Annotated in this window: 18 protein-coding genes and 1 tRNA gene; 18 read left to right on the plus strand and 1 reads right to left on the minus strand. The window is 28.0% G+C overall.

Annotated features, from left to right (window positions below; translation table 11 throughout):
* Positions 1–6 precede the first annotated feature (6 nt).
* The 10 genes from NJU99_RS06800 to NJU99_RS14910 all read left to right on the plus strand — a co-directional run bounded on the left by NJU99_RS06800 (position 7) and on the right by NJU99_RS14910 (position 12,318).
* Complete coding sequence (locus tag NJU99_RS06800; protein WP_254577974.1) at positions 7–1,281, plus strand: HlyD family type I secretion periplasmic adaptor subunit; 1,275 nt, start codon at positions 7–9, stop codon at positions 1,279–1,281.
* Positions 1,282–1,376: 95 nt separating this feature from the next.
* A complete protein-coding gene (locus tag NJU99_RS06805; protein ID WP_254577975.1) occupies positions 1,377–2,330 on the plus strand; it encodes a hypothetical protein in 954 nt (317 codons plus the stop codon).
* A 10-nt stretch (positions 2,331–2,340) separates the two neighbouring features.
* Positions 2,341–3,480 (plus strand): hypothetical protein, encoded by a 1,140-nt coding sequence (locus tag NJU99_RS06810; protein ID WP_254577976.1) that lies wholly within the window; start codon positions 2,341–2,343, stop codon positions 3,478–3,480.
* A 10-nt stretch (positions 3,481–3,490) separates the two neighbouring features.
* Entirely contained in the window at positions 3,491–4,243 is a 753-nt protein-coding gene (locus tag NJU99_RS06815) for a hypothetical protein (RefSeq protein ID WP_254577977.1), read from the plus strand.
* On the plus strand, positions 4,243–8,001 hold the full coding sequence (locus NJU99_RS06820) for a TolC family protein (RefSeq protein WP_254577978.1): 3,759 nt from the start codon (positions 4,243–4,245) through the stop codon (positions 7,999–8,001). Before NJU99_RS06815 ends, NJU99_RS06820 begins: the two co-directional genes overlap by 1 nt.
* Positions 8,001–10,184, plus strand: coding sequence for a GGDEF domain-containing protein (locus NJU99_RS06825; RefSeq protein WP_254577979.1), 2,184 nt, complete (start codon positions 8,001–8,003; stop codon positions 10,182–10,184). The genes NJU99_RS06820 and NJU99_RS06825 overlap by 1 nt, the downstream gene beginning before the upstream one ends.
* A complete protein-coding gene (locus NJU99_RS06830) occupies positions 10,168–10,983 on the plus strand; it encodes a hypothetical protein (RefSeq protein ID WP_254577980.1) in 816 nt (271 codons plus the stop codon). The genes NJU99_RS06825 and NJU99_RS06830 overlap by 17 nt, the downstream gene beginning before the upstream one ends.
* A gap of 14 nt (positions 10,984–10,997) precedes the next feature.
* Entirely contained in the window at positions 10,998–11,933 is a 936-nt protein-coding gene (locus tag NJU99_RS06835; protein WP_254577981.1) for an SEL1-like repeat protein, read from the plus strand.
* Positions 11,934–11,992: 59 nt separating this feature from the next.
* Positions 11,993–12,068, plus strand: a tRNA-Glu gene (locus tag NJU99_RS06840).
* Between the two features lie 115 nt (positions 12,069–12,183).
* The gene (locus NJU99_RS14910) at positions 12,184–12,318 is read left to right on the plus strand and encodes a hypothetical protein (RefSeq protein WP_283256442.1); all 135 of its coding nucleotides are present in this window, start codon (positions 12,184–12,186) and stop codon (positions 12,316–12,318) included.
* 13 nt (positions 12,319–12,331) lie between these two features.
* Here NJU99_RS14910 and NJU99_RS06845 read toward each other — a convergent pair whose 3' ends face one another.
* Complete coding sequence (locus NJU99_RS06845) at positions 12,332–13,978, minus strand: BCCT family transporter (protein WP_254577982.1); 1,647 nt, start codon at positions 13,976–13,978, stop codon at positions 12,332–12,334.
* Positions 13,979–14,130: 152 nt separating this feature from the next.
* On the opposite strand from NJU99_RS06845, the gene aroB reads away from it, so the two are divergent.
* From aroB to NJU99_RS06885, 8 genes are all read left to right on the plus strand, one after another.
* A complete protein-coding gene (aroB, locus tag NJU99_RS06850) occupies positions 14,131–15,165 on the plus strand; it encodes a 3-dehydroquinate synthase (RefSeq protein WP_254577983.1) in 1,035 nt (344 codons plus the stop codon).
* A 1-nt stretch (position 15,166) separates the two neighbouring features.
* A complete protein-coding gene (locus NJU99_RS06855) occupies positions 15,167–16,924 on the plus strand; it encodes a mechanosensitive ion channel domain-containing protein (protein ID WP_254577984.1) in 1,758 nt (585 codons plus the stop codon).
* Positions 16,925–16,942: 18 nt separating this feature from the next.
* Positions 16,943–18,211 carry a tRNA (N(6)-L-threonylcarbamoyladenosine(37)-C(2))-methylthiotransferase MtaB gene (gene mtaB / locus NJU99_RS06860; protein ID WP_254577985.1) on the plus strand — a complete coding sequence of 423 codons (1,269 nt, stop codon included), beginning with the start codon at positions 16,943–16,945 and terminating at the stop codon, positions 18,209–18,211.
* The gene (locus NJU99_RS06865; protein WP_254577986.1) at positions 18,192–19,679 is read left to right on the plus strand and encodes an AAA family ATPase; all 1,488 of its coding nucleotides are present in this window, start codon (positions 18,192–18,194) and stop codon (positions 19,677–19,679) included. Before mtaB ends, NJU99_RS06865 begins: the two co-directional genes overlap by 20 nt.
* The gene (gene bioV, locus NJU99_RS06870; RefSeq protein WP_254578083.1) at positions 19,666–20,184 is read left to right on the plus strand and encodes a pimelyl-ACP methyl ester esterase BioV; all 519 of its coding nucleotides are present in this window, start codon (positions 19,666–19,668) and stop codon (positions 20,182–20,184) included. The genes NJU99_RS06865 and bioV overlap by 14 nt, the downstream gene beginning before the upstream one ends.
* The gene (gene mog / locus NJU99_RS06875; RefSeq protein ID WP_254577987.1) at positions 20,181–20,723 is read left to right on the plus strand and encodes a molybdopterin adenylyltransferase; all 543 of its coding nucleotides are present in this window, start codon (positions 20,181–20,183) and stop codon (positions 20,721–20,723) included. Before bioV ends, mog begins: the two co-directional genes overlap by 4 nt.
* A gap of 178 nt (positions 20,724–20,901) precedes the next feature.
* Positions 20,902–22,236 (plus strand): SLC13 family permease, encoded by a 1,335-nt coding sequence (locus tag NJU99_RS06880; RefSeq protein WP_254577988.1) that lies wholly within the window; start codon positions 20,902–20,904, stop codon positions 22,234–22,236.
* Between the two features lie 35 nt (positions 22,237–22,271).
* Positions 22,272–24,476, plus strand: a complete 2,205-nt coding sequence (locus NJU99_RS06885) for an endonuclease MutS2 (protein WP_254577989.1) — start codon at positions 22,272–22,274, stop codon at positions 24,474–24,476.
* The last annotated feature ends 61 nt before the right edge of the window (positions 24,477–24,537 follow it).

Below are 24,537 nucleotides of genomic sequence, written 5' to 3' on the forward strand. Positions count from 1 at the left end.
GGACTTATGGATAGTAGATTTTTTGAAGAAAGAAAATGGAATTATTATGTATCAGTTCTTCCTATAATGCTTTTTATAGTTTCTTTTGTAACCTGGGCATCTTTTAGTAATGTTGATGAAGTTGTAAGAGGAGTAGGAAAGGTTGTTCCCTCAAGTCAAACAAAAGTACTTCAAAACCTAGAAGGTGGGATTATCTCTTATATAAATGTAAATGAAGGTGAGACTGTAAAAAGAGGTCAAGTTATATATACTTTATCAAATGAGTTTTTTAAAGCCGATTTAAAATCAAAAGAGATTGACCTATTGGCTTTTAAAGCAAGTGAAATAAGACTAAAAGCTTTTATAAATGAAGAAGATAGTTTAAACTTTCCTGATGAATTTATAGAAAAAATACCTGATATAGTTGAAAATGAAAGAAGCCTTTTCAATGAAGACCAAATGAATGTAAAAAACAAAATAAATATTTACAAAGATAAGCTAAATCAAAAAAAGTTAAAACTAAATGAAGCTCAAAGAAAGTTTGAAAACCTTTCAATTGAGTTAAATTTAGCTCAGGTTAATATGAAGATTTTAGAGCAATTATATAAGAAAAATGCAGTTTCTAAAAAAGAGTATATTTCTGAATTATCAAAAAAACAAAACATCGTTACTAAGTTATCTGAAACAAGAAGTAGTATACCTATTATAAAAGAAGAAATCAGCGAAGCTAAAAAAAGAATTGAAGAAGTAAGATCTGAACAAAGAACAAAGTACTTAAATAAATACTCTACAATTAAAGCTGAAATAAATAAATTAATTGAAAAAAATAAGGCTAATACAGATAGAGAACTTAGAAAAGAAGTTATTTCTCCTGTGAATGGTATTGTAAATAAGTTATATTTCTATACATTAGGGGGAATTGTAAAACCAGGTGATAAAATGGCTGAAATAACTCCTCTTGAAGATGCTTTAACTATTGAAGCAAAAATAAAAACTTCTGATAGAGCCCTAGTTTGGGAAGGACAAACAGTTTCTATTGAAGTTACAGCTTATGATTTCTCTAAATATGGATTACTTGAAGGAAAACTTACATCAATTTCTGCTGATTCTTTTGAAGATAGAAATGGAAGTGTATATTATTTAGCAAAAATTAAAGCAGATACAAACCAATTTGCACCAGAACTTCCTATCTTACCTGGAATGGTAGCAAATGTAAATATACTTACAGGAAAGAAAACAATACTTGAATATATAATAAAACCATTAAAAGATATAAGAAAAAATGCACTAAGCGAACAATAATTCATTTTAGTTATTAAAAAGTCATATTAAATTTACTTTTTTAAAAGTTTACTTAGTGTAATATGTCTTTTTTATGTAGTATATGAGAGGTTTTAATGTTTAGTTTCTTCAAGTTTCTTCAAAATAGTATAAAAAATCTTAAACAAAATAAAGGTTTATGGTTTACTATTCTTGCCGTTCTTTCAATCACAGGTATTTTTCTTTCATTATATTTGTTAACACACATGACGCAAAATGCATCAAAAGAAGTGTATACAAATATTGCTTCATCATATGATAAGAACTTAAAAAATAAATTTTATGAAAAAGAGTTAGAATTTAAAAAGATACTTTTATCTGTAAATTCAAACACTACTTTAATCAACGAAGTGCAAACAAATGATTTAATTGCAGTTGGAAATAGTATAGGCTCTTATAACAAGAGCTTTAAAGATAGTGGTTTTGAAACACTACAACTTAGTTTCTATCCTGTGATTAATCAAGTAAATCAATATAGAAATAGTATTAACTCAGTTATAACTTCAAAAAATAAAGTTTTTGGATTAGAAGTTTTATTTGATGGAATATATTTAGTTTATATACAACCTATAATTTCAGAAGATAGAATAGTTGGTGTTCTTGAGTTAAAAGAAGAGTTACATGTATTTAAAGATGTATATACTAAAGAAGACTCTATTTTCATGTTTTTATTAGAAAGTAGAATGTTAAATAAATTATCAATTAATGCTAGAAACGGGAAATATAGAGAAGTAGTAAATGATTTATATGTAGAAGAGGCAAGATATGATGGTCAATTCTTTGCTAAAATCATTGAAAACGGTAAAGAAGAATTTGCAAATATGATGGATCTTAGTTATTCAGTTGATGATCAGTTCTATAGATCCGTACGAGAAATTTCTGATATTAATGGAAATGTAATTGGGGTTGTTTTAATTGGTCAAACAGTTGCAAACAGTGGATCTTTTGTAAATATCGTAGATAAAATGACAAAAACAGTAACAACAGTTGCCTTAGGTTTAGTTATTTCAATCTTACTATTTATGTTCTAAGAGGACTTTTATGAGACGTATTAAAATATTAAAGATTTACTTTATCTTTTTACTGTTTTTAGTTTTTTTAGTTTTTTCAAACATTCAATTAATTAGTACATTCTTTTTTGCAACATTAACTTTTAATGTTGCAATTTTAACTATATTTTCTATTGGTTTATTAGTTTTATATCAAGCAGCTATTAAACTTACAATGCTTTCAGGTACTTTTGGAATTTTAGCCTATAAAAAGGGTAAGGATTTAGAATTTTACCTTCAAGGAATTACAGGTGTATTTCCTGCTACTATTGCTCATATGTTTAACAAAAGAGCAAAAAGAGGTGTTCTTTACTTTACACAACATGAAGCAAAAGATGTAAGTGATTGGTTAACAGATCAATTTTTTAATCAAAAAGGTTATACAAACTTTTTCGTTGGAACATCATTAATGCTTGGACTTTTTGGTACTTTTACAGGATTATTAGTTGCTATTGATGAAATGGGTGCAATTATTTTATCTTTTGGTGGTGATGATATTGATCTAGGTGAAGTAATGACAAGTTTCTCAGGTCCTCTTGGTGGTATGTCAGTTGGATTTGCTTCATCATTATTTGGTGTTGCCTCAGCAGTTATCTTAAATGTAATGCAATATATTTTAACAAGAAACCAAGCAGCATTTTTACATGATGTTGAAGATTGGATGAAGGGTAAAATTATTGAGTCTCAATCATCAGAAGCTTTAGAAGAGAGTGGTTTACCTCAAGCTATGACTCAAACAGCAGCCTCAAGTGCAGTTGCAAATCCAGGAGCTGGATTTCTTGATGTATTTGTTGATACTATGGGTAGTTTTACTGAAAAACTTGACAAGTCTAATAAAAGCAATGAAGAGATATATAAAGTTATAAGTGATAATTTATCTTCAAGTAATAAAAATGATGAAAAAGAAACAATGCTTCTAGAAGATATAGTTAACAACTTAAGAGAATTAAATGTAAACCAGTTCTCAAATGCTTCAATGATGGAAGAGTCATTACAAGAGATTTCAAATGTAATTATGTCGGAGCATAGGACTATGAAAAAGAATTTAGAGTTACAAGAAGAGAGTAATAAAATTTTACTTGACTTAGTTAAAACCTTAAATACTAGAATTGATAAGCTAGAAAATAAATAGTGGAATTTGAATGAGCAGAAAATGTGAAGATGAATTTAATCCTTGGCCATCATTTGTTGATATTTTTTCATCAGTGATTTTAGTAATGTTACTTTTTCTATTAGTATTGCTAGTGAACCTTGGATATTATGCTCAATTTAAATTTAAAGTTTCTTATACAGGAACGATTACAACAGATGAATTGATCTTTAATAGCACGCCTTCACCTCTTCAAATAGAAGAAATAGTAAAAAAGAAAGAAGAACAAGACCAAGAGCAAAAAAAACAAACTCAAAATATACAAGAAATGAAACAAGAGATTGTTAGACTAAAGAAAATAATAGAAGAAAGAACAGTAAAAGCAATAGAAAAAAAAGAAGCAGAACTTGAATCAGGTGGAGTTGATGTAGCTGATGTAAAAGATGATGATAATGACTCTAAACAAGTACTTGTACAAAGTGAAGAGTACTTTATTATCACATATAAAGGAAATGAAATTTTCTTAGATAATAAAATTGCAAAAGATTTAAAAGCTTTTATTGCAGATGTTAAAAAGAAATATAATAATCATAAGATATTAATTACTGCTGCTGATGTTCAAGATCAAGCTAGTGCTACAGTTGCTAAACAAATATCTTTAGCAAGGTCTTTAGGAACAAGAAATCTTATTAGAAAGTTTGGTTACGAGAAAAAAGATGTAAGAATTGATCTTTTAGCTAGTACAGAAGTAAAAGAAGATATTAATAAACAAAATGGTTATTTAGTGATTAGGATAAAAAGATAGTGAAAAAGATATTTAGATATAGTTTAGTTTTATTAGCAACATCTTCTATGTTTAGTGCGCAAGATGAGCAAAATGTACAATTAACAAATAAAGATATTGCAAATGCTAATTTAAATCTTGAAGCTATAAAAAAGCTAAAAAGAGTAGAAGGAGTTAGTACTAATCTTGACTCTTTAGACAATGAAAGAAACCTAGCTACACTAGATAAACTAAAAGAAAAAGATAAGTATAAAGACGCAATTGATAGCTCAAATTATAAAAAAGTAAGATTAATTGATGTGGTCTTAGAAACTATTTCAAGAAGTGAAAATTTAAAAGCAAAAAGAGAAAAAGTAATTCAATATGAATTAAAAGTAAAAAGTGCTTTTGCGCAAAACTATCCTTCTGTTGATTTAGAGTATAACTATGGAAAAACTTATAAAAAACCAAGTGGTGATGAGAATCTTTTATATAAAAGATATAAAGATAATAACTACAGAATTGTATTAAGACAAAATCTTTATTCAGGTGGAAAGATTACAAATGATATTAACAATCTAGTTAAAAAACTAGAAGTTTCTCAAAATCAATACGAAATTACACTAGATGATGAAATAAAAAAAGCAATTAAGGCTTATTTCCAAGTTGTATTTGCAAATAGGTCTGTTTTAGTAAATGAAAGAAATATGAAGAAACTAAGAAAGATTCTTGATATTGTAACTGTAAAATACGACAATGGAGCAGCATCAATTGGAGATTTGACTTCTATTAAAGCAAGTGTAGCAAATGCTATGACAAAACTTGTAAAAGTTAAATCAAAATATATAGAGGCTTTAAGATATTATGAATATGTAGTTGGTTCAAGATTTGAAAAAACTCTTCCTTTTGAGAAAAGCTTTGATATAAAAATAGATGATTTTGATCAGCTTTATAAAAGAGCACTTGATAATAATAAAGAGTTAATAAACTATTATAAAACAATAGAAGCAGAAAAGTATAGAATTAGAAGTACTCAATCAGCATTCAAACCAACTGTTGATTTTGAAATGTCATATAAAAAAGTAAATGACAAAGAAGATATTGAAGAACATGAGTCATACTATAATGGAAAAGTTAAAGTAAAATATAATTTATACAATGGCGGTAAAGATCAAAATAAAGTACTAGAAGTAAATAGTGCTATTAGAGAGTTAAATTATAGATTAGAAGAAGAAAAGAAAAAGATAAAATGGAATTTATCTAAACTATATACTTCTGTGGATTCAGTTTCACAAGCTTTAAAAAGTACAGTTGAAGAAGTAATAGCTTCTAGAAAAATGATTAGTTCTTATTGGGATGCTTTTAAATTAGGTGAGCAAGACTTAGCTACTTTGCTTCAAGGACAAAGACAATTAAACTCAGCAGAAACAGAGCTTGTAAAGTTTGAACAACAACAAGCAACAGAGTTTTTTGATATCTTAGAAATTACTGGTGATATTGCTACTTTCTTTGAAATTGATCCTTCAAGTCAAAAGTTTATTGACTTTTCAAAAAGTGATTATATGGATACGATTTATCCAAAAGAGGGTGTTTCATCTCCTGGATTAAATTTTAAAGACTTAGAAAAAGAGAATAAAAAGACAGAAGAGAAAGAAAAAGAAGAAGAGATTGTTCCAAAGATTGAAAATATTATTGAGCCTGTAGTATCTCTAGAAGAAAAGATAAATGAATTTATAGAAAAGTTTAAGGCTTTTGATGAAAATAGCTATATGATTGAAATCGGCAATTTTAAAAACCTATTTGAATCTTTTTCTTTTATAAAAGAGAATAAACTTGAAGAAGATTCTTTAGCCTATGATGTTGTAAATGATTTAAAAATTCAAACTAAAATAGCCCATAATAATTTTGAGAATGAAGAATTAGCACAAGAGTATTTAGATACTCTAAAAGAAAAATTAGCAAATAAAACCCTAGCAATAAAAAAAGTTTCTCTTATAAAAGAAGAATACAATAAATATTTAGAGGGTCTTGAAATCCAAAAGCCAAAACCAGAAGTAAAAGTAAAGGTTAAAGTTGTTGAGAAGTATTTAAAGCCTAAAAAGAAAAAGAGTTTTACTGCTAATCAAGAGTTTAAAGAAAAGTTTTTAGCTTTAAACAATAATGAGTATACAATTAATGTAAGTACCTTTACAAAACTTTCAGATGTAAAAACTATCATAGAAAATAATGATATATACAAGAATAGTTTCTTTTTTAGAGCAGGAGATAATGGAGAGTTGATAAAATTAGTTTATGGTATTTTTGAAGACTATAAGCAAGCTCAAAACCATTTACAATTTACAGGAATAAAAGGTGAAAATATTTTCCCTGTAATTCAAAATAGTGCTTCTATTATCAAGCTTTACAATGAGAATAAAAAGTTTAATATTGTAAAAGAAGAAAAAGTTGAATATGAGTATGTAAATAAAAAAGACAAAAAAGTTAATAATGAGTTTGTATATAAAAAACCACTTGATTTAAAAGAACAAAAAGATTTTGTTAAAAAATATTTAGATGCTCCAAAAAACAACTTTACTTTAAATATTGCAGCTTTTGATACTATGGAATTAGCAAAAGAGTATGTAAATAAGAATGATATTGAGAATAAAACTATTTTAGTAATTTCTAATAGTGGTAAAATAATGGTTATGTATGGAATATACGATAGCTTTGAAGATGTAAAGTCAAAATTAGAAGAACTACCTGAGTTTATTAGAAGAAACAAACCAATTATTCAAAAAATCTTTAGAACACAAGAATCTTTTGTAAAAAATAATCTAAAAGAAAATAGATTAATTGAAGAACAAAGTACTAAAGAAGAGAGTATAAGTCAAGAAGAAACTAAACTAGAGAAGTTAACAAAAGCTTTAGTAGAAGCTAAACAATTAGCAAGTAAAAAGAAAGATTTAGAAGAGCAAAGAAAAACTAATGAAGAAGAACTTAAAAAGAATTTAGAAGAAAAAGCTAAACTTGAAGAAGAGAAGAAGCTAGCAGAACAAAAAGTACTTGAAGAGAAAAGACTTGCAGAAGAACAAGCAAAACTTGAAGCTCAAAAAATAGAGCAAGAAAAAATTGAAGAAGAGAAGAAATTAGCAGAACAAAAAGCACTTGAAGAGCAAAGACTTGCTGAAGAACAAGCAAAACTTGAAGCGCAAAGAAAAGAGCAAGAAAGAATTGAAAAAGAGAAGAAGCTAGCAGAACAAAAAGCACTTGAAGAGCAAAGACTTGCTGAAGAACAAGCAAAACTTGAAGCTCAAAAAATAGAGCAAGAAAAAATTGAAGAAGAGAAGAAGCTAGCAGAACAAAAAGCACTTGAAGAGCAAAGACTTGCAGAAGAACAAGCAAGACTTGAAGCTCAAAAAATAGAGCAAGAAAAAATTGAAGAAGAGAAGAAGCTAGCAGAACAAAAAGCACTTGAAGAGCAAAGACTAGCAGAAGAACAAGCTAAACTTGAAGCTCAAAGAAAAGAACAAGAAAGAATCGAAAAAGAGAAAAAACTAGTAGAACAAAAAGTTATCGAAGCTTCTGATAAAATACAAAGTAAGAAATTTACACTATTCTTAGATGAAATTGATAATTCAAAAGTTAAATGGTTTATCCATAGATTTGGATTAGATTTAAGTAAGGTAAATTTAGTTAAAAATGGAAGTAAAACCATTGTAAACTATGGCGATTTTACAAGTAATGAAGAAGCTTTAAAAGCAACAAATAGCATACATCCAAGACTTGATCCAAAAATTCAAGAAATAGGTAATAGATAATGAAAAAAACTATGAATAAATATACAAATAATAATATTAGAAATACTTCTATATTATCTGTAATATTTATTGTACTTTTTTTGTCTTCTTCTTATTTATTTTATAAAAACTATAAAGATAACTTAGTTGAAAGAACGAAGAACAGTTTTCAATTAAATTTAAACTATTTAAATAATTATTTTGAAGATAATATCTTAGTAAAAAGAGAAAACACTTTATTAGAAATTGATAAATCAGTTGATTTGAAACTATTTAAACAAATAAAAGTAGACTATAATAGGTTTATTTTTGATAAAAATTCTTTAGTTGATTCAGTAGCTAACTTTGATGATAAGTCATGGAAAATGACAGAAACATTAGTTGATGCTAATTTTGGCTTTATTCAAGAAGTTGAAGGAAGTTCATACTTTGAGTTTATTCCATCAAATAATTTTGAGCAAAACCAAGCTTTGCAAATTAGATTTCAACTTTATAAAAAAGGTGAAATTCAAAACTTTTTAACACAAATCAATTTTTCAAATTTAGAAATGAAAAAAACTATGGATGGAGACAAATTCTTTTCATTTGTAAGTACTTTAATTGATTTAGATTTTTCCTCAAAAGTATATGATTTAGTGATTGATGATATTAAAGTAGCTACAATTACTTATGGTTTAAACAGTTATTTTGTGAAAAAAGAGCTTCAAGATTTTTTATTAAAACTTATATTATTTACTTTTGTTATGACTTTTCCTATTATTTTCGTAATTGCTTTTTATCATAGATATGTATTTAAAAAGTATGTGAATGAACCTATTATTTATTTAAACAAACATCTTGATAAGATTATAAATAATAAGTTTGCAACTATAGAAAAAAATAAGTTTGAGGGAACACCTCAAATTGTAGAACTTACACAAAAAGTATCTAAAATGTCATCTAAAATTGCAGCTTTAACAAATGAATTAAACATGAACAAAGAGTCTTTAGAACTTAAAGTTTCTACTGATACATTAACAGGATTACCAAATAAAAAGATATTTGATTTTGATTTAAAAAATATGTTTATTACTTCAACTTCTGGATATGTATTTATTATAAAAATTGATGGCTTAGCAACAATTAGTAAAAAACATGATAGTGGGTATATAAATAACTTTATTGAACACTATTCAAGTGTAATAAAAAATACAATTTATTCTCATAGTAAATCTGATAATAAAATCTATAGGTTTTATGGTTCTCAGTTTGCAGTTATTTCTAAAAATATTGATGATAAAGAAGCTCAAGAAATTTCACAAGCTTTAGTAGATGATATAGTAAGTAAGATGAGTTCAGGTTTTGATGTACCAGATGAATTAGTTCAAGTTGGTGCTACATCTATTGATTTATATGGAACAATTGAAAGTGTTTTAAATTCTGCAAATGAAGCTTATGATAAATCTAAACAATTAGGAAATAATAAAGCTTATATTATTACAGAGAAAGATGTTTCTAAAAATTATGAAAAAATAGATAGTAATGTAAAAGAAATCATATCTGAATCTAAATTTGATATTAGTTTTGTATTAGATACATATTCATTTGATAAACCTGATGAGATTATCATGAAAGAGTTAGCTCCACAATTATTTGATCATAATGGTGAGAAACTATTGATAGGTTCTTTTGTATCTGTTGCTGAAAAGCTTGGAGTTATCAAAGAGTTTGATAAGCAAGTTGTTGAAAAAGCAGTTGAATATATTAAAAACACAAACTGTAATTTTGAAATAGCAGTAAACTTATCTTTTAGCACTATTAAAGATAACTCTTTTATTAAATGGCTTGAAGAATACTCTTTAGAAAACAAAGAAGTTATTAATAAAGTTGTATTTAGTATTACTGCTTATAGTGCTTTTTTACATAAAATAGATTTTATTAGATTTGTAAATACATGTTCTGAAATGAACTTAAAAACAATTCTTAAGAGATACAAAAATGAAGACTATCCTTTAGAGCAGTTAGAAAAGTTAGCAATTACATATATAAGAATGCATAAAGATTATACTACAGGTTTTGCTAATGATGTAGTAAAAAAACATAAGGTAAAAAATACACTAATTTTCGGACAGCTAAACAATATAAATATTATCGCTGATAGTGTTAAATTAGATTTAGATTATGAATTATTAGATAGGTTAGGGGCTTATGGTACTAGTAAATAAAACAAAAATTCTGCAAATAGTATGCACTTTTACTATTGCTACTTTTTTTACTGCATGTGCAGTAAGTAATGAAAACTTAAATAAAGAAAAACCATATACAAAAAAAGTATATAAAAATATAAATAAAGATGCTGTATTGGAAGCTTCAAAAAAAGTATTTATGTATTCAGGAAATAGAGATTTCTTAATAGATTCATATAGAGATAGTATTTATGTTGTTAAACCAAAATTAGTAGTTAGACTTTTTAGTGCTTATACTACAGAAGATAAATGGGCTATATCAGTTGAAGAAAAAGATAAAACAACAAATGTAAAATTAAATATTAAAAGAATTGAAGCTTATGATGAAGATAATCCTATTTACTTTAAAAAGCCTTTATATAAGTTTTTCTGGAAAAGATTAGATTTTATGTTAGGATTAAATAAAGAGTGGCCAAAATGTGAGGATTATGTCTTAGGAGATTCTGCTTTATGTGATGGTGACCTTTGGGATACTATAACTCCAAATAAATATGATGTTTTGAAAAACATCTCATTTGATGATAAAATAAAAGTAAGAAATATTGATCAATACGGTGATGATATTTTAAGTAAAGATATTGAGTTAAGTGTAGATGAAGATACAAGTAAAGACATTCTATTAGATGATAAAGAAGAGAATTTAGATGAAGAAATAGATGAAAAAAATCTAAATATTATTGATGAAGAAATAGATAAATTAAATAAAGAAGTAAATGAAAATATAGACGCAACACTTGATAAAATAAAAGTAAACGAAGAAATGAAAGATAAAGAATAATAAAAGGCTTTAATATGTTAAAACTTTTGATTATATTAGGAATACTTTTTTCAAGCATAAATGCAATAACTTTTGAAGATGCTTCAAAAAGTTTGAAAGAAAAGAAGTATTTTCAAGCCTATGAAGAACTACTTATTTTAGCAGCAAACAATAGCTCTGATGCTCAATATAATCTAGGCTTGATGAATTATAAAGGTCTCGGAGTTGAAAAGAGCTATGAATTAGCAGCTTTTTGGTATGAAAAAGCAGCCAAAAACTCTAATATAAGAGCATTAAATAACTTAGCTCATATGTACTTTATGGGAAAGGGTGTTAAGAAAGATAAAACTAAAGCAAAAGAGTATTATTTATTAGCAGCCAAAAAAGGATATGCTCTTGCTCAATTAAATCTTGGAATGATTTATGAACTTTCACCAAAAGAAGAGAGTTTAAAACAAGCATATTTTTGGTATGAAAAAGCAGCAGTTCAAGGAGTGATTTTAGCTCAAAATAATTTAGCTTCTATGTATTACTATGGAAAAGGAATTCCAAAAGATATAAAAAAAGCTATTTACTGGTTTGAACAAGCAAGTAAAGCCAATAATGAGGTGGCTTTATTTAATCTAGGGGTAATTTATCTAGTAGGGGATGATACAGATAAAAATATTAATAGAGCTGTTAGTCTTTTAGAAAAATCAGCAGATAAAGGCAATGTAAAAGCGCAACTAAAAATTGCAGATGTGTATAGACTAGGTAATGATGTAAGTCAGAACTATACTAAAGCATTTAAATACTATGAAATGGCAGCTAATCAAGGAAGAACCAAAGCTATGTTTTATCTAGGCTTTTTTTATTACAATGGTCATGGAATAGCAAAGAATCGAAATGAGGCTACAATATGGCTTAGAAAAGCAAAAGCCTTAGGTCATAAAAGATCAGCTAACTTTTTAAAAGTCCATAATTTAGATTAAGCATAAATTTTAAGAATACTTCAATAATAATTTGAATATAATTGCAGTCTTCAAAATATGACCCCGTCGTCTAGCGGCCAAGGACCTTAGGATTTCCTCCTAAAGACGTGTGTTCGAATCACACTGGGGTCGCCAATTTCTACAATATTTCAAAATCTTCAAATTTCACATTTTAAATATAGCTTTTTTATATTAAATTAAGTTTTCTTTTATAGAATAAAGTAATATTTTATTACTAAAAGGATGAAAAATGAAAATGGATTACTATGACTCTTGTTACAGTTCAGGTTTAAGTTCTATGGATATTTTATCTCAGTTCAAGCTTCAAGGTATGTTTATTGTGGGTACTATTTTAACTAGTTCTTTTTTTGTGCTAGTTACTTAAATAGAAAAAGCCTTTATTTATATTCAGGCTCTTCTATTTTTTTGACATTTGGATTTAGTTCATCAATAATAGTGGCTTCTTCACCCACTTCTTTTTCTAAAATCCATGGTTCTCTAGCACTTAAAGTTTCATTACCTGATCTTACTGCAGTGTCTTCTAAGCTTAGACTTTTTAAAAGTCCTGCAATCATTATCATGATAATAATAGAAAAAGGAAGTGCAGCTGTAATTACTGCTGCTTGAAGTGTCTCTAAGCCACCTGCTATTATAAGTACACCAGTTAATAGTGTAAGAATTACTCCCCACAAGCCTCTATGAAGTGATGGAGGATTTGTTGAACCTGCTGATAATATTGTTGTGATTACAAGTGTTCCAGCATTTGCTGATGTTATTAAATATGTAGCAATTAGTACTATCATTAGAAATGACATTATATCTCCTAATTCACCCAAATTTAGATTATCAAGCATTGTAAAAAGTGCTCCTGATACATCATTGTTTACAGCTGTTACAATATCTTTTTGCATAAAAAGTTGTTCATAAAGTGCAGTCCCACCAAATAAACCAATCCAAATAATTGTAATTAAAGTTGGTGTTAGAAGTACTCCTGCAACAAACTCACCAAAGGTTCTTCCCCTAGAAATTCTTGCAATGAACATACCAACAAATGGCGACCATGCAATCCACCAACCCCAGAAGAAAACTGTCCACACAGCTTGCCAATTGGTATCATGAGTTACATTTGTATGAAAAGTAAGTCTTAAAATATTTTGTATATAATCACCTGTTGATTCTATTGTAAGACCTATTAAATATTGAGTTGGCCCAAAAATAAGTAAAAATCCTAATGCTATTATACTTAGCCAAAAGTTACCAACGGAAAGTAGTTTTACACCTTTATTAACACCTGATAATACTGAGACCGTAGCTATTAACATGATTATTACCATTACTATTATTTGTAAAGTTGTTGAAGTATTTATATTTAATACTTCTTTTAAACCTGAGTTCATTTGCTCAACTCCTAAACCAAGAGTTGTTGCAATACCAAAGATTGTACCAATAACTGCTAGGACATCTACAATATCACCAATTATTCCATCTGTATGACGACCTAAAATAGGGTATAATGCAGAACGAATAGTCAAAGGATAATCATGTCTAAAAGAAAAATATGCCATAGTAATAGCAATAAATGAAAATATTGCCCAACCATTTAAACCCCAGTGAAAGTATGTTAGACTCATACCTTTTATCGCAGCTTCAGGTGTCATAGCTGTACCTGTAAATGGATTTTCTTGAAACTGTATAATTGGTTGTGCTACTGACCAAAAAAGAATACCCACTCCTGTTCCTGCTGCAAAAAGCATAGAAACCCAAGAAAAGAAAGTAAATTCAGGTTGTTCTAAATCTCCACCTAATCTTATATTTTTATATCTTCCCATACCAAGCCAAATCATAAAAAAGAGTAAAAATGCAACTAAAAGTACATAATACCACTCTAAAAAAGGGTTTAAATACTCTCTAATTATTACAAAAAAATCTGCACTTTTTACAGGAAAATATCCAGTTAAAAATACTGCTAATAAAATCAAAAAAATTGTAATTAATGACATGTTTTTATTCATACCTTTAAAAAACCCAATATTTGCAATATTCATACTCTCTCCTAAAAATTTAATTATTATTTCTCCTAGCCTAACAAATGAATCTTAAATGGCATTTAATAAAGGCCGATTTTATAGAACTTTTTAAACCGATAATTAGATTTTTTTAGATAAAATCTTATAAATTTAGACTAAATGGATTTTATATGATAGTAAATATTACTTTACCAAATAACACATCTTACGATATTACGATTGATAAATTAAATGATATACATTTTGATACAAAAGTAGTTGTGGTTACTAACCCAACAGTTAGTGGTTTTCATCTTGATTACTTAAAAAAATACTTAAGTGCAAAAGAGTTAAGTGTTGTAACTATTCCTGATGGGGAAGAGTACAAAAATATGAGTACAATCGATATGATTTTAAATCATTGTTTTGAACATAGACTTGATAGAAAATCACTATTAGTTGCTTTTGGTGGTGGAGTAATTGGTGATATGACAGGTTTTGCCGCTTCTATTTATCAAAGAGGAATTAACTTTGTTCAAATTCCTACAACACTTCTTTCTCAAGTTGATGCAAGTGTTGGTGGTAAAACAGGTATAAATAATAAATATGGGAAAAATCTAATTGGGGCTTTTCATCAACCAAAAGCTGTTTTAATTGATCCAAGTATGTTAAAAACTTTACCAAAAAGAGAGTTTGGAGCAGGAGTAGCTGAAATAGTTAAAATGGCAGTTACTTTTAATAAAGACTTTTTTGAATGGTTAGAACAAAATGATTTAACAAGTGATGAGAATATAAAAATTGCCATTGCAAAATCTGTAGAAACAAAAGCTGATGTTGTATCAAAGGATGAAAAAGAACATGGTATAAGAGCAGCTCTTAATTATGGACATACTTTTGGGCATGTAATTGAAAATGAAACAAACTACAATACTTACTTACATGGAGAAGCTGTAGGTATTGGAATGGTTATGGCAAATAAACTAGCTGTTAAAGTTGGACTTATGAATGAAGAAGAAGCACTAAGAGTGAAAAATTTACTTGAAAAATATGACATTCCTACTTCATATAGTATAAAAGATGTGGAAGACTTCTATGAACACTTTTTCTTAGATAAAAAATCACTTGATAACAAAATCAAGTTTATTTTACCTAAAGGTTTAGGTGATTGTGTTATTACTGATGAAGTAAGTAAAAATGATGTTATTGAGGTTTTAAAGGAATTCTAAATTGATTAAAAAAATAGTATTATCTGCTTTATTTGTTTTTTCTTTTTCATTTGCACAAGAGAGTGTAATTTCAAATGATGTAATTGCCCCAGAAGATAAAGCAGTTGTTGATGAAATTGAACAAAAGATGATAAAACAAAGGTTTGATGCTGCTCAAAAAGAGCTTGAAGCAGAAAAAGCAAGAGAGTTAGCTGAGAAAAAAGCAAGAGAAATTAATATGCAAAATCTTGCTAAAATAAATGTTTTATTAGAAAAAATTAGAATAATCGATTTAGAATTAAAAGATAATATTTTATTAAAAAGATATTCAAACTATATTTCTTATAGTAAAATTTCAACGGAACTTGCAAATTTTAAAAAAGATCTACTACATAAGAAAAAAATTCAAAATGAAGAAAAACTATATCAATTACACAATAAGATAAAAGTAAAAGAGAATGAATTAGAGCTTATTAAAGAGTATAAAGGTTCACCTATTGGTGGACTTATTAATCCTCCTGAAATAGAAGAGTATCAAGAAATCACTAATCCTTTTGGAATTATAAATGCTTTATCTCATATCAAAAGACTTGAAGATAATAAAAAACAATTCAAAAACTTAGAAAAAGATATTGAAAATTTAGCTTTAAAACTTGATAGAGAACTTGTTTTATATTTAGAACTATTTAATTTAGATCAAAAAAGTATTTATAAAGATAAAATCACTTTCTTAGATAAACAGAAAAAAGATTTTAATATGGTTTTAGAGATTGTATCAACAACGCAAATTGTTTATACAAGAAAGATCGAACAAGTTATTTTAGAGATAAAAGACCAAATATCTCAACAAGTTCAGAAAATCATAATCATCTTAGCAATTATTGTTATTTTATGGTTAATTACATTTTTAGTAAAACTTACTCTTAAAAAGTACTTCTCTCAAAATGAGAGTTACTATATGACAAACAAAGTCATAAACTTTACAGTTGTATTTTTAGTAATTATGGTAATACTTTTTTCATACATAGATAATGTATCTTATGTAGTAACAATCTTAGGTTTCGCATCTGCGGGTATTGCTATTGCACTTAAAGATTGGTTTATGTCTATTTTTGGATGGATGGTTATTGTAACATCAGGTTCTATTCAAGTTGGGGATAGAATAAAAGTTACAAGAAATGGATTAGAAGTAGTTGGAGATGTTCTTGATATTTCTCTATTTAAAATTACAATTAGAGAAGATATTACTTACACTTCATATACAGTAAATAGAAGAACAGGTAGAATTTTCTTTATTCCAAATAACTATGTTTTCTCTGAAATGATTGCAAACTACACTCATGCAGGCCTTAGAACAGTTTGGGATGGTATTGATGTTACTATTACTTTTGATTCCAACCACAAAAAAGCCCAGAGAATTGTAAAAGATATTTTAAAACATTACTCAAAAGGATATACTGATATTACAAGAAAACAGTTATCTAAAATGAGAAGTAAATATCAGTTAAGAGCTACAGGCGTAGAACCAAGAGTGTTTACTTTTGCAGAAACACATGGTATGGTTATTTCAGGATGGTATCTTACGAATTCTTATGCTGCATTACAGCTAAGAAGTACTATGTCTCCTGAGATTATCAGTGCATTTATGAAAGAAGATGATATTCATATTGCATACCCAACTCAACAAATTAATATTAATAAAACAGATAATGCATACGGCGTTGCAGTTCATAAAAAGAATGTGCCAAGCGAATTAGAAGATGCAATTATTAAAAGATAAATTAAGGACAAATATTTAATGAATTTTTCAAGTGATAAACCAAAGGTATATTTTAAAACTTTTGGTTGTAGAACAAATGTATTTGATACTCAAGTTATGATGAGTAATTTAAAAGATTTTGAAATTACACAAAAAGAGAATGAAGCAGATGTTGTTATAATCAACTCTTGTACAGTTACAAATGGTGCTGATTCAACTGCAAGAGGATATATAAACTCTTTGAAGAAACTTCCAAAAGACCCAAGAGTTGTATTTACAGGTTGTGGTGTGTGGACAAAAGGTGAGAGCTTATTTGAAGAAAAAAAGGTTGACTCATTATTTGGACACTCTGAAAAAGAGAATATCAATGAACTTTTAAAGAAAGAAGAGAGATTTTTCCAAGCTGGGGATTTAGAACATATTGATGAAACAATAGTTGAAGAGTTTGTTGGAAAAAGTAGAGCCTTTATCAAAATTCAAGAGGGGTGTGACTTTAGATGTTCATATTGTATTATTCCTTATGTAAGAGGTGATGCAAGGTCTTATAGAGAAGATAAAATCTTAGAGCAAGTTACTACTTTAGCTGCAAATGGTTTTGGTGAGTTTATTTTAACAGGAACAAATGTCGGTTCATATGGTAAAAAACAACACACTTCTCTAGCAAAACTTTTAAAGAAAATGGCACAAATAAAAGGTGTTAGAAGAATTAGAATGGGAAGTATTGAACCTATTCAAATTGATGATGAATTTAAAGAAATCATTAATGAGCCATTTATGGCAAAACATCTTCATATTGCACTGCAACATACATCAAAAGATATGTTAAAGATAATGAACAGAAGAAATAAAGTATTATCTGATTTAGAACTTTTTGAGTTTTTAAAAGAAAATGGATATGCTTTGGGAACTGATTTTATAGTGGGTCATCCAGGTGAGACTGATGAGTTATGGAAAGAAGCTATGGAGAATCTTCATAAGTTCCCACTTACTCATGTTCATGCTTTTACTTACTCAAAAAGAGATGGAACTCCAAGTGCAACTATGAAACCTGAAATTAGAGGAGATGTTGCTAAAATACGTTATAACGAATTGACAAGTATTATTGAACAGAAAAATCTTGACTTTAGACAAAACAACAAGCAAAGACTTGAAGTTTTAATAGAACAAGAGAAAAATGGAAAATATATTGGGCTTGATCAATTCTTCAATCAAATAGAAGTTGAATCTCCTGTTGATATAGTTGGAGATTGGATTTTCATAGATGACTATGAAGCAAAGGCTGATAAAAATGTCGCAAAATTCAAATAAGATAGACAAAAATTTAGATAAAAACTTTAAGTTGATGGCAATTTCTGCCATCGTTCTTCTGATACTTTTTTTATATACAATCTACAAAAGTAGTGCTCACATACAAAATAGTTCATATTATTTAGGAATAGGTTTCTTATTCATACTTCTAGGTTTTGCACTTGTACTTAAATTTAATCAAGAAAAGGTTCGAGATTATATTCAAAGTAAAAGAGGTGGAAAGTCTATTAAAAATAGTGCTTTTAATGAAGAGTTAGTAAAATCAAGAGCACAAACTTCAAATGATATTTTAAATTCTGATATTCAAGCTGTAAGCTCAAATGTAACATTTAAAGATGTTGCAGGAATTTCTGAAATAAAAGAAGAACTTGAAGAAGTAGTTGATTTTTTAAATGAACCTAAGAAGTATTTAAAACATGGTATTAAACTACCAAAAGGTGTTTTACTTGTAGGACCTCCTGGTGTTGGTAAAACACTTATTGCAAGAGCAGTTGCAGGAGAGGCTGATGTACCTTTTTTCTATCAAAGTGGAGCTTCTTTTGTTCAGATTTATGTGGGGATGGGTGCAAAAAAAGTTAGAGAGCTTTTTGCAAAAGCAAAGCTTAGCGCACCTGCCATTGTATTTATTGATGAAATTGATGCAGTTGGAAAAGCAAGAAGTGGAAAATCAAATGATGAAAGAGAAGCTACTTTAAATGAGCTCTTAACTCAAATGGATGGATTTGAAGGTGATAGTGGTGTTATTGTAATTGCTGCAACTAATAAAATTGAAGTTTTAGATGATGCACTTTTAAGAGCTGGAAGATTTGATAGGAGAGTTCATGTTGGACTTCCAAATATTGAAGATAGAAAAAGAATTTTAGAACTATATCTAAAAGAAAAAAACCATGAAGTAAACATAGATAAATTAGCAAATGATACTACAGGATTTAGTTCAGCATCACTTGCTACACTTATTAATGAAGCTTTATTATGTATGATAAAAAGAGAAGCAAAAGTTTTAGATATGGATGATATTGAAGTTGCTAAAAATAAATTAGAGTTTGGAAAAAAGCAAATCAAAATCCTTGATGATAAACAAAAAGAGATTTTATCTATTTATCAAGCTTCAAAAGCATTTATTTCTAAATCAAAGGTAGCATTATTTGATGAAAGTGTCGAAAAACTTAATTCTACATATCCTTCATATCATGAATTATGTCAGAATATAAAAAGAGATTTAGCTGGTATTATTGGTGTTGAAGTGATTAAAAAAGAGAAATATGCCATAAATCATAAAGATTTAGAAAGTGCTTATTCAACGGCAAAAGATATTGTAGAAAAATATAAAATGAGTGGTTCAGTTGAAGAGTTGATTACAAATATCAAAAATGAATTAAGAGCTGACTTATCACATAATGCTGCAAATATCGAAAGATTAAAAAACATCATGTTAGAAAATGAGGTTATAAATGTTGAAGACATCTAAAAGTTTCTATTCAGGATTTTGTTTAGAAAATGAGCAAGAACTTTTTTCTGAGTATTTAATAGAAAATGATTTTACAATCTCAGGTTTTTCTTATGGGGCTATAAAAGCTTTTGAAGAAGCACTAAAAACTTCCTCAAGAGTTGATAAACTTCAACTTTTTTCACCTGCTTTTTTTCAAACACAAGATAAAAAGTTCAAAAGAATGCAATTAATGTTTTTTAAAAAAGATGCACAAGCTTATTGTGATAATTTTTTAGAAAATATTGCATATCCACAAAAAAAAGACACATCTAAATATTTTAAATTAGGTACTTACGAAGAGCTTGAAGAACTTTTAATGTATGAGTGGTGTGAGGAAAAGCTTCAAGTACTTTTAGACAAAGGTGTAAAGATTGAAGTTTATCTTGGTCAAAAAGATAAGATTATTGATTCAAAAAAAGCAAATGATTTTTTTAAAGATTATGCAACAGTATATTATATAAAAGAAAAAGGACATATTTTATGAGTGAAAAACAAATAGCAAAAATAGGAATTATTACAGCATCTGATAGAGCTAGTAAAGGAATTTATGAAGATATTAGTGGAAAAGCTATTGAAGAGACAATGAATGATTATTTAACATCACCCTGGGAACCTGTATACAGATGTATTGAAGATGATCAAAAAACTATTGAAGATACTATGAAAGATTTAGTTGATAATCAGGGCTGTTGTTTAGTAGTAACAACAGGAGGAACTGGACCTGCTGCAAGAGATGTAACACCAGAAGCTACTGAAGCTGTATGTGATAGAATGATGCCAGGTTTTGGAGAACTTATGAGAGCTGAGTCTTTAAAGTTTGTACCAACTGCAATTTTATCAAGACAAACAGCAGGATTAAGAGGAAGTTCATTGATTGTAAATTTGCCAGGTAAACCAAAATCAATTAGAGAATGTTTAGATGCTGTATTTCCTGCGATTCCATATTGTATCGATTTGATGGAAGGACCTTTTTTAGAGTGTAATGAAGAGGTAATAAAGCCTTTTAGACCAAAAAAGAAGTAAATTATATGTAAAATGTACATATAATGTACTTATTATGTATAAATAATGTTATAAGATTTTTTTATGTTACTATAGGTAATTTTTTACCATAGTGAGTACAATTTTTATACACTTTCTTTTGTTATTTGCACATTTGTTCATTACAATGTAAATAACAGTTAAAAAAGAAAGGATTAAATTGAAAAAAATAGCTATAGCATTAGTATTAGCACTAGCTACATTTTTTGTAGCTAGTTATGCGTTTAACACGCAACATGCAACTCTACTTGGAATTATTACATTTCTTGTTGCATTATGGACAAATGAGGCATTGCCTTTAGGTGTAGTATCACTATTTCCTATACTGCTTTTCCCAGCATTTGATATTATGAGTACGAACGCAACTACAGTGAACTACTCTAAGTCTATTATTTTTCTATTTTTAGGTGGTTTTATGATTGCTATTGCAACACAAAAGACCAATTTACATAAATATGTTTCAAATAAGTTATTGACACTTTTCCCAAATACACCAAGGGGAGTTTTATTTTCACTTTCAATAACTTCAGCATTTTTAAGTTCTCTTATTTCAAATACAACAACAGCACTTTTACTTATTCCAATTGCTATGTTCTTAACAGATGATTTAAGATTAAAAATGAGATTAGTACTTGCAATTGCTTATGGTGCAAGTATTGGCGGTATTGTTACACCTATTGGAACACCTCCAAATTTAATTCTTTTAGGATTTATGGAACAACAATCTATTGAAGCTATTCCATTTGTTAAATGGATTTTCTTAACAGGACCATTAGCATTTATTATGTTGTTAATTATTCCATTTGTTTTATCTCTTGGTGTAAATAACTTAAAGTTTGATACACATTTAGAAGATAGAGAGCATTTAAGTTCTGAACAAAGAAGACTTTTATATATTTTAGGTTCATTAGTGGTTTTACTTCTAGTAAACTCTAAAATTGAGCCATATTATTCAGGTCTTGGTATCAATGAAAAAGGTATTTTACTTGCTTATGGATTGTTAATGTTCATGCCAAAGATTGGTTTCTTAACTTGGGATGATACAAAAAAGATTCCTTATGAAATTATCTTCTTATTTGGTGCAGGTTTTTCTATTGCTGCAGCCTTCTCATCAACAGGTCTTGCAGGTGAAATAGCAAACTATTTATTACAACTTACTAACTTACCAGTGGTATTCTTGATAATCTTAGTTGCAACACTGATTACATTTACAACAGAAGTTACATCAAATACAGCATTGATTTCAATTGCTTTACCTATTATTTATTCTTTAAGTCAGGTAGCAAATATTGACACTACACTTATTTTATTTGTAGCTACTATTTGTGCTTCTTACGCCTTTATGCTTCCAATTGCAACTCCTCCAAATGCAATTGCAATGAGTAGTGGTGCTGTAAAAGTAAAAGATATGGCTAGATTTGGTATTGTATTTAATATCTTTGGTATTATTTGTATTACTACAATAGCTTTAGTTTACTGGCAGTATTATTTATAATAAAAGTATTATAGCCTTTTGGCTATAATGCGCCCATGCAAAATATATTAAAAAAATTAGATTTAACAGACTATATAGAATCTTTTTCTAAGCTTTTAGCTAGAGAAAAATCAATCATCTTAGAAGGGGATATAAACCTTCACTTCAAACTTATAAACGAACTTTCAAACTATGATATAAATGAACCAAAAAAAGTTGAAAATTTAGACAATCAGCTAGTTCACTTACAAAAACAAGGTATTTTAAAAGTATATGAGATTTATGAGTTTATAAAAATCATCAAGTACTTCAACTATTTAAGAAGATTTAACTTTGAGGGAAAACTTCAAGAGTGGATAGATAAGATTATCATACCTAAAGATGTAAATGAAGTTTGTAATTACTTTGATGAAAAATCAAACTTAAAACATGGTGTAAGTGATGACTTTGATAGAGTAAATGAAGCTATCAAAAAAAATAAAGAACAAATCAAACAAAGCCTTTATAAATCAATAAACAATAGTAATCTAAGAACATATCTTGTAGATACTCAAGTTCACTATGTAAATGGCGAGGAGTGTTTACTTGTAAGAGGTGGATTTAATCATGTATTAAAAGCTTCTGTTTTAGATAGATCAAATTCAGGTTTTTTCTATGTACTACCTCATAGTGTAAGCTCACTTAAGCAATCACAAAATGATTTATTAAATAAAAAAGAAGAAATCTTATTAAAAGTTTGTAAACAAATAAGCTCAATATTTGAAAAAAACTTAATGTTTTTAAAGTTTATTAACAAAGAGTTTGATAGATTTGATCACTATCAAGCAAGAATTTTCTTTGCAAAAATGGATGATAAAAACTTTATTTTACCATCAAAGAAAAAAGAGAATAAACTAGTAAACTTTGCTCACCCAGCACTACATGATGCAAAACCTATAAGTATTGATTTTACTAAATCTGTAGTTATGATTACAGGGGTAAATGCAGGGGGTAAAACTATGATGTTAAAATCAATTTTATCAGCAGTGCTTTTATCAAAGTATTTATTACCATACAAAGCTTCAAAAGAGACACAAATAGGAAGCTTCAAAAATATCAATGCTGTTTTAGATGACCCTCAAAGTGTAAAAAATGATATTTCAACATTTGCTGGAAGAATGGTAGAGTTTTCAAAACTATTTAGTGCAAAAAATGCAATAGTTGGTGTTGATGAAATTGAGTTAGGTACCGATTCAGATGAAGCAGCAAGTTTATTTAAAGTAATAATTGAAGACTTAATGAAAAGAGATATTAAAGTAATTATTACAACTCACCATAAAAGACTAGCTGCACTTATGGCTTCAAATGATGATGTTGAATTAATAGCCGCACTTTATGATGAAGAGAACCAACAACCAACTTATGAATTTTTACAAGGAACTATTGGTAAGTCTTATGCTTTTGAAACAGCAAGTAGATATGGTATTCCTCAAAATGTAGTTAAAAAAGCAAAAGAGGTTTATGGAGAGGATAAAGATAGATTAAATGAACTTATTGAAAGAAGTAGTGATTTAGAGCGAGAATATAAACTAAAAATTGCAAAACTTGATGATGAGATTGATAATATGCAAAGATTATCAAGAAATTTAAAAGAGCAAAAAGAGACTTTAGATGAGCAAATTTATTCTGAAAAATCAAAACTTCACAAAGAGTATAAAGATGCAAGAGAAGAGGCTAAAAAAGCTATAAAAGCTAAGATGGTAAGAGAAGGTCATCAGCATTTAAATACTTCCCATAAAAAAGCTAGCGAAATAAAAACTAATAAAGTAGTTGATTCTGTTGAGCTTAAAGTAGGGGATAGAGTAAAATATAGAACAACAAAAGGTACACTTATTTCTATAAAAGGGAAAAAAGCCTTTATTGAAAATGATATGGGTATGAAAGTACAAGTTAAACTTGAAGACTTACAAAGAAGTGGAAATCCTCCAAAGATAAAAACACCTCCTAAAAAAGCAACAGTAAATGTTCAAAAACCAGATAGTGGTCATGTAAAACTTGACTTACATGGGCAAAGATCAGATGAAGCCATAGATAATCTAGATAAATTTTTATCAGATGCACTAATAGCAGGATTTGATGAAGTTTTAGTTTATCATGGAATAGGAACTGGAAAACTATCTTACGCTGTTAAAAAGTTTTTAGACTCTCATCCCAAAGTTGCTGGATATACAGATGCACACCCAAGTCAAGGTGGTTTTGGAGCTAAGGTTATTAGGCTTTAAAAAACTAGTACTATTATAGTACTACTTTTAACTATACTTCCTTTATAAATTTTAAAGGATG

The organism is Arcobacter roscoffensis (genome assembly GCF_024267655.1).
Lineage (GTDB): Bacteria > Campylobacterota > Campylobacteria > Campylobacterales > Arcobacteraceae > Arcobacter_B > Arcobacter_B roscoffensis.

Excerpts from the sequence above, each read along its gene's own strand:
- mtaB (WP_254577985.1), top strand. The coding sequence starts at position 16,943 with ATGAATTTTTCAAGTGATAAACCAAAGGTATATTTTAAAACTTTTGGT.
- NJU99_RS06845 (WP_254577982.1), bottom strand. The coding sequence starts at position 13,978 with ATGAATATTGCAAATATTGGGTTTTTTAAAGGTATGAATAAAAACATG.
- NJU99_RS06810 (WP_254577976.1), top strand. The coding sequence starts at position 2,341 with ATGAGACGTATTAAAATATTAAAGATTTACTTTATCTTTTTACTGTTT.
- NJU99_RS06800 (WP_254577974.1), top strand. The coding sequence starts at position 7 with ATGGATAGTAGATTTTTTGAAGAAAGAAAATGGAATTATTATGTATCA.
- NJU99_RS06815 (WP_254577977.1), top strand. The coding sequence starts at position 3,491 with ATGAGCAGAAAATGTGAAGATGAATTTAATCCTTGGCCATCATTTGTT.
- aroB (WP_254577983.1), top strand. The coding sequence starts at position 14,131 with ATGATAGTAAATATTACTTTACCAAATAACACATCTTACGATATTACG.
- NJU99_RS14910 (WP_283256442.1), top strand. The coding sequence starts at position 12,184 with ATGAAAATGGATTACTATGACTCTTGTTACAGTTCAGGTTTAAGTTCT.
- NJU99_RS06865 (WP_254577986.1), top strand. The coding sequence starts at position 18,192 with ATGTCGCAAAATTCAAATAAGATAGACAAAAATTTAGATAAAAACTTT.
- NJU99_RS06825 (WP_254577979.1), top strand. The coding sequence starts at position 8,001 with ATGAAAAAAACTATGAATAAATATACAAATAATAATATTAGAAATACT.
- NJU99_RS06885 (WP_254577989.1), top strand. The coding sequence starts at position 22,272 with ATGCAAAATATATTAAAAAAATTAGATTTAACAGACTATATAGAATCT.
- NJU99_RS06805 (WP_254577975.1), top strand. The coding sequence starts at position 1,377 with ATGTTTAGTTTCTTCAAGTTTCTTCAAAATAGTATAAAAAATCTTAAA.
- mog (WP_254577987.1), top strand. The coding sequence starts at position 20,181 with ATGAGTGAAAAACAAATAGCAAAAATAGGAATTATTACAGCATCTGAT.
- NJU99_RS06835 (WP_254577981.1), top strand. The coding sequence starts at position 10,998 with ATGTTAAAACTTTTGATTATATTAGGAATACTTTTTTCAAGCATAAAT.
- NJU99_RS06830 (WP_254577980.1), top strand. The coding sequence starts at position 10,168 with ATGGTACTAGTAAATAAAACAAAAATTCTGCAAATAGTATGCACTTTT.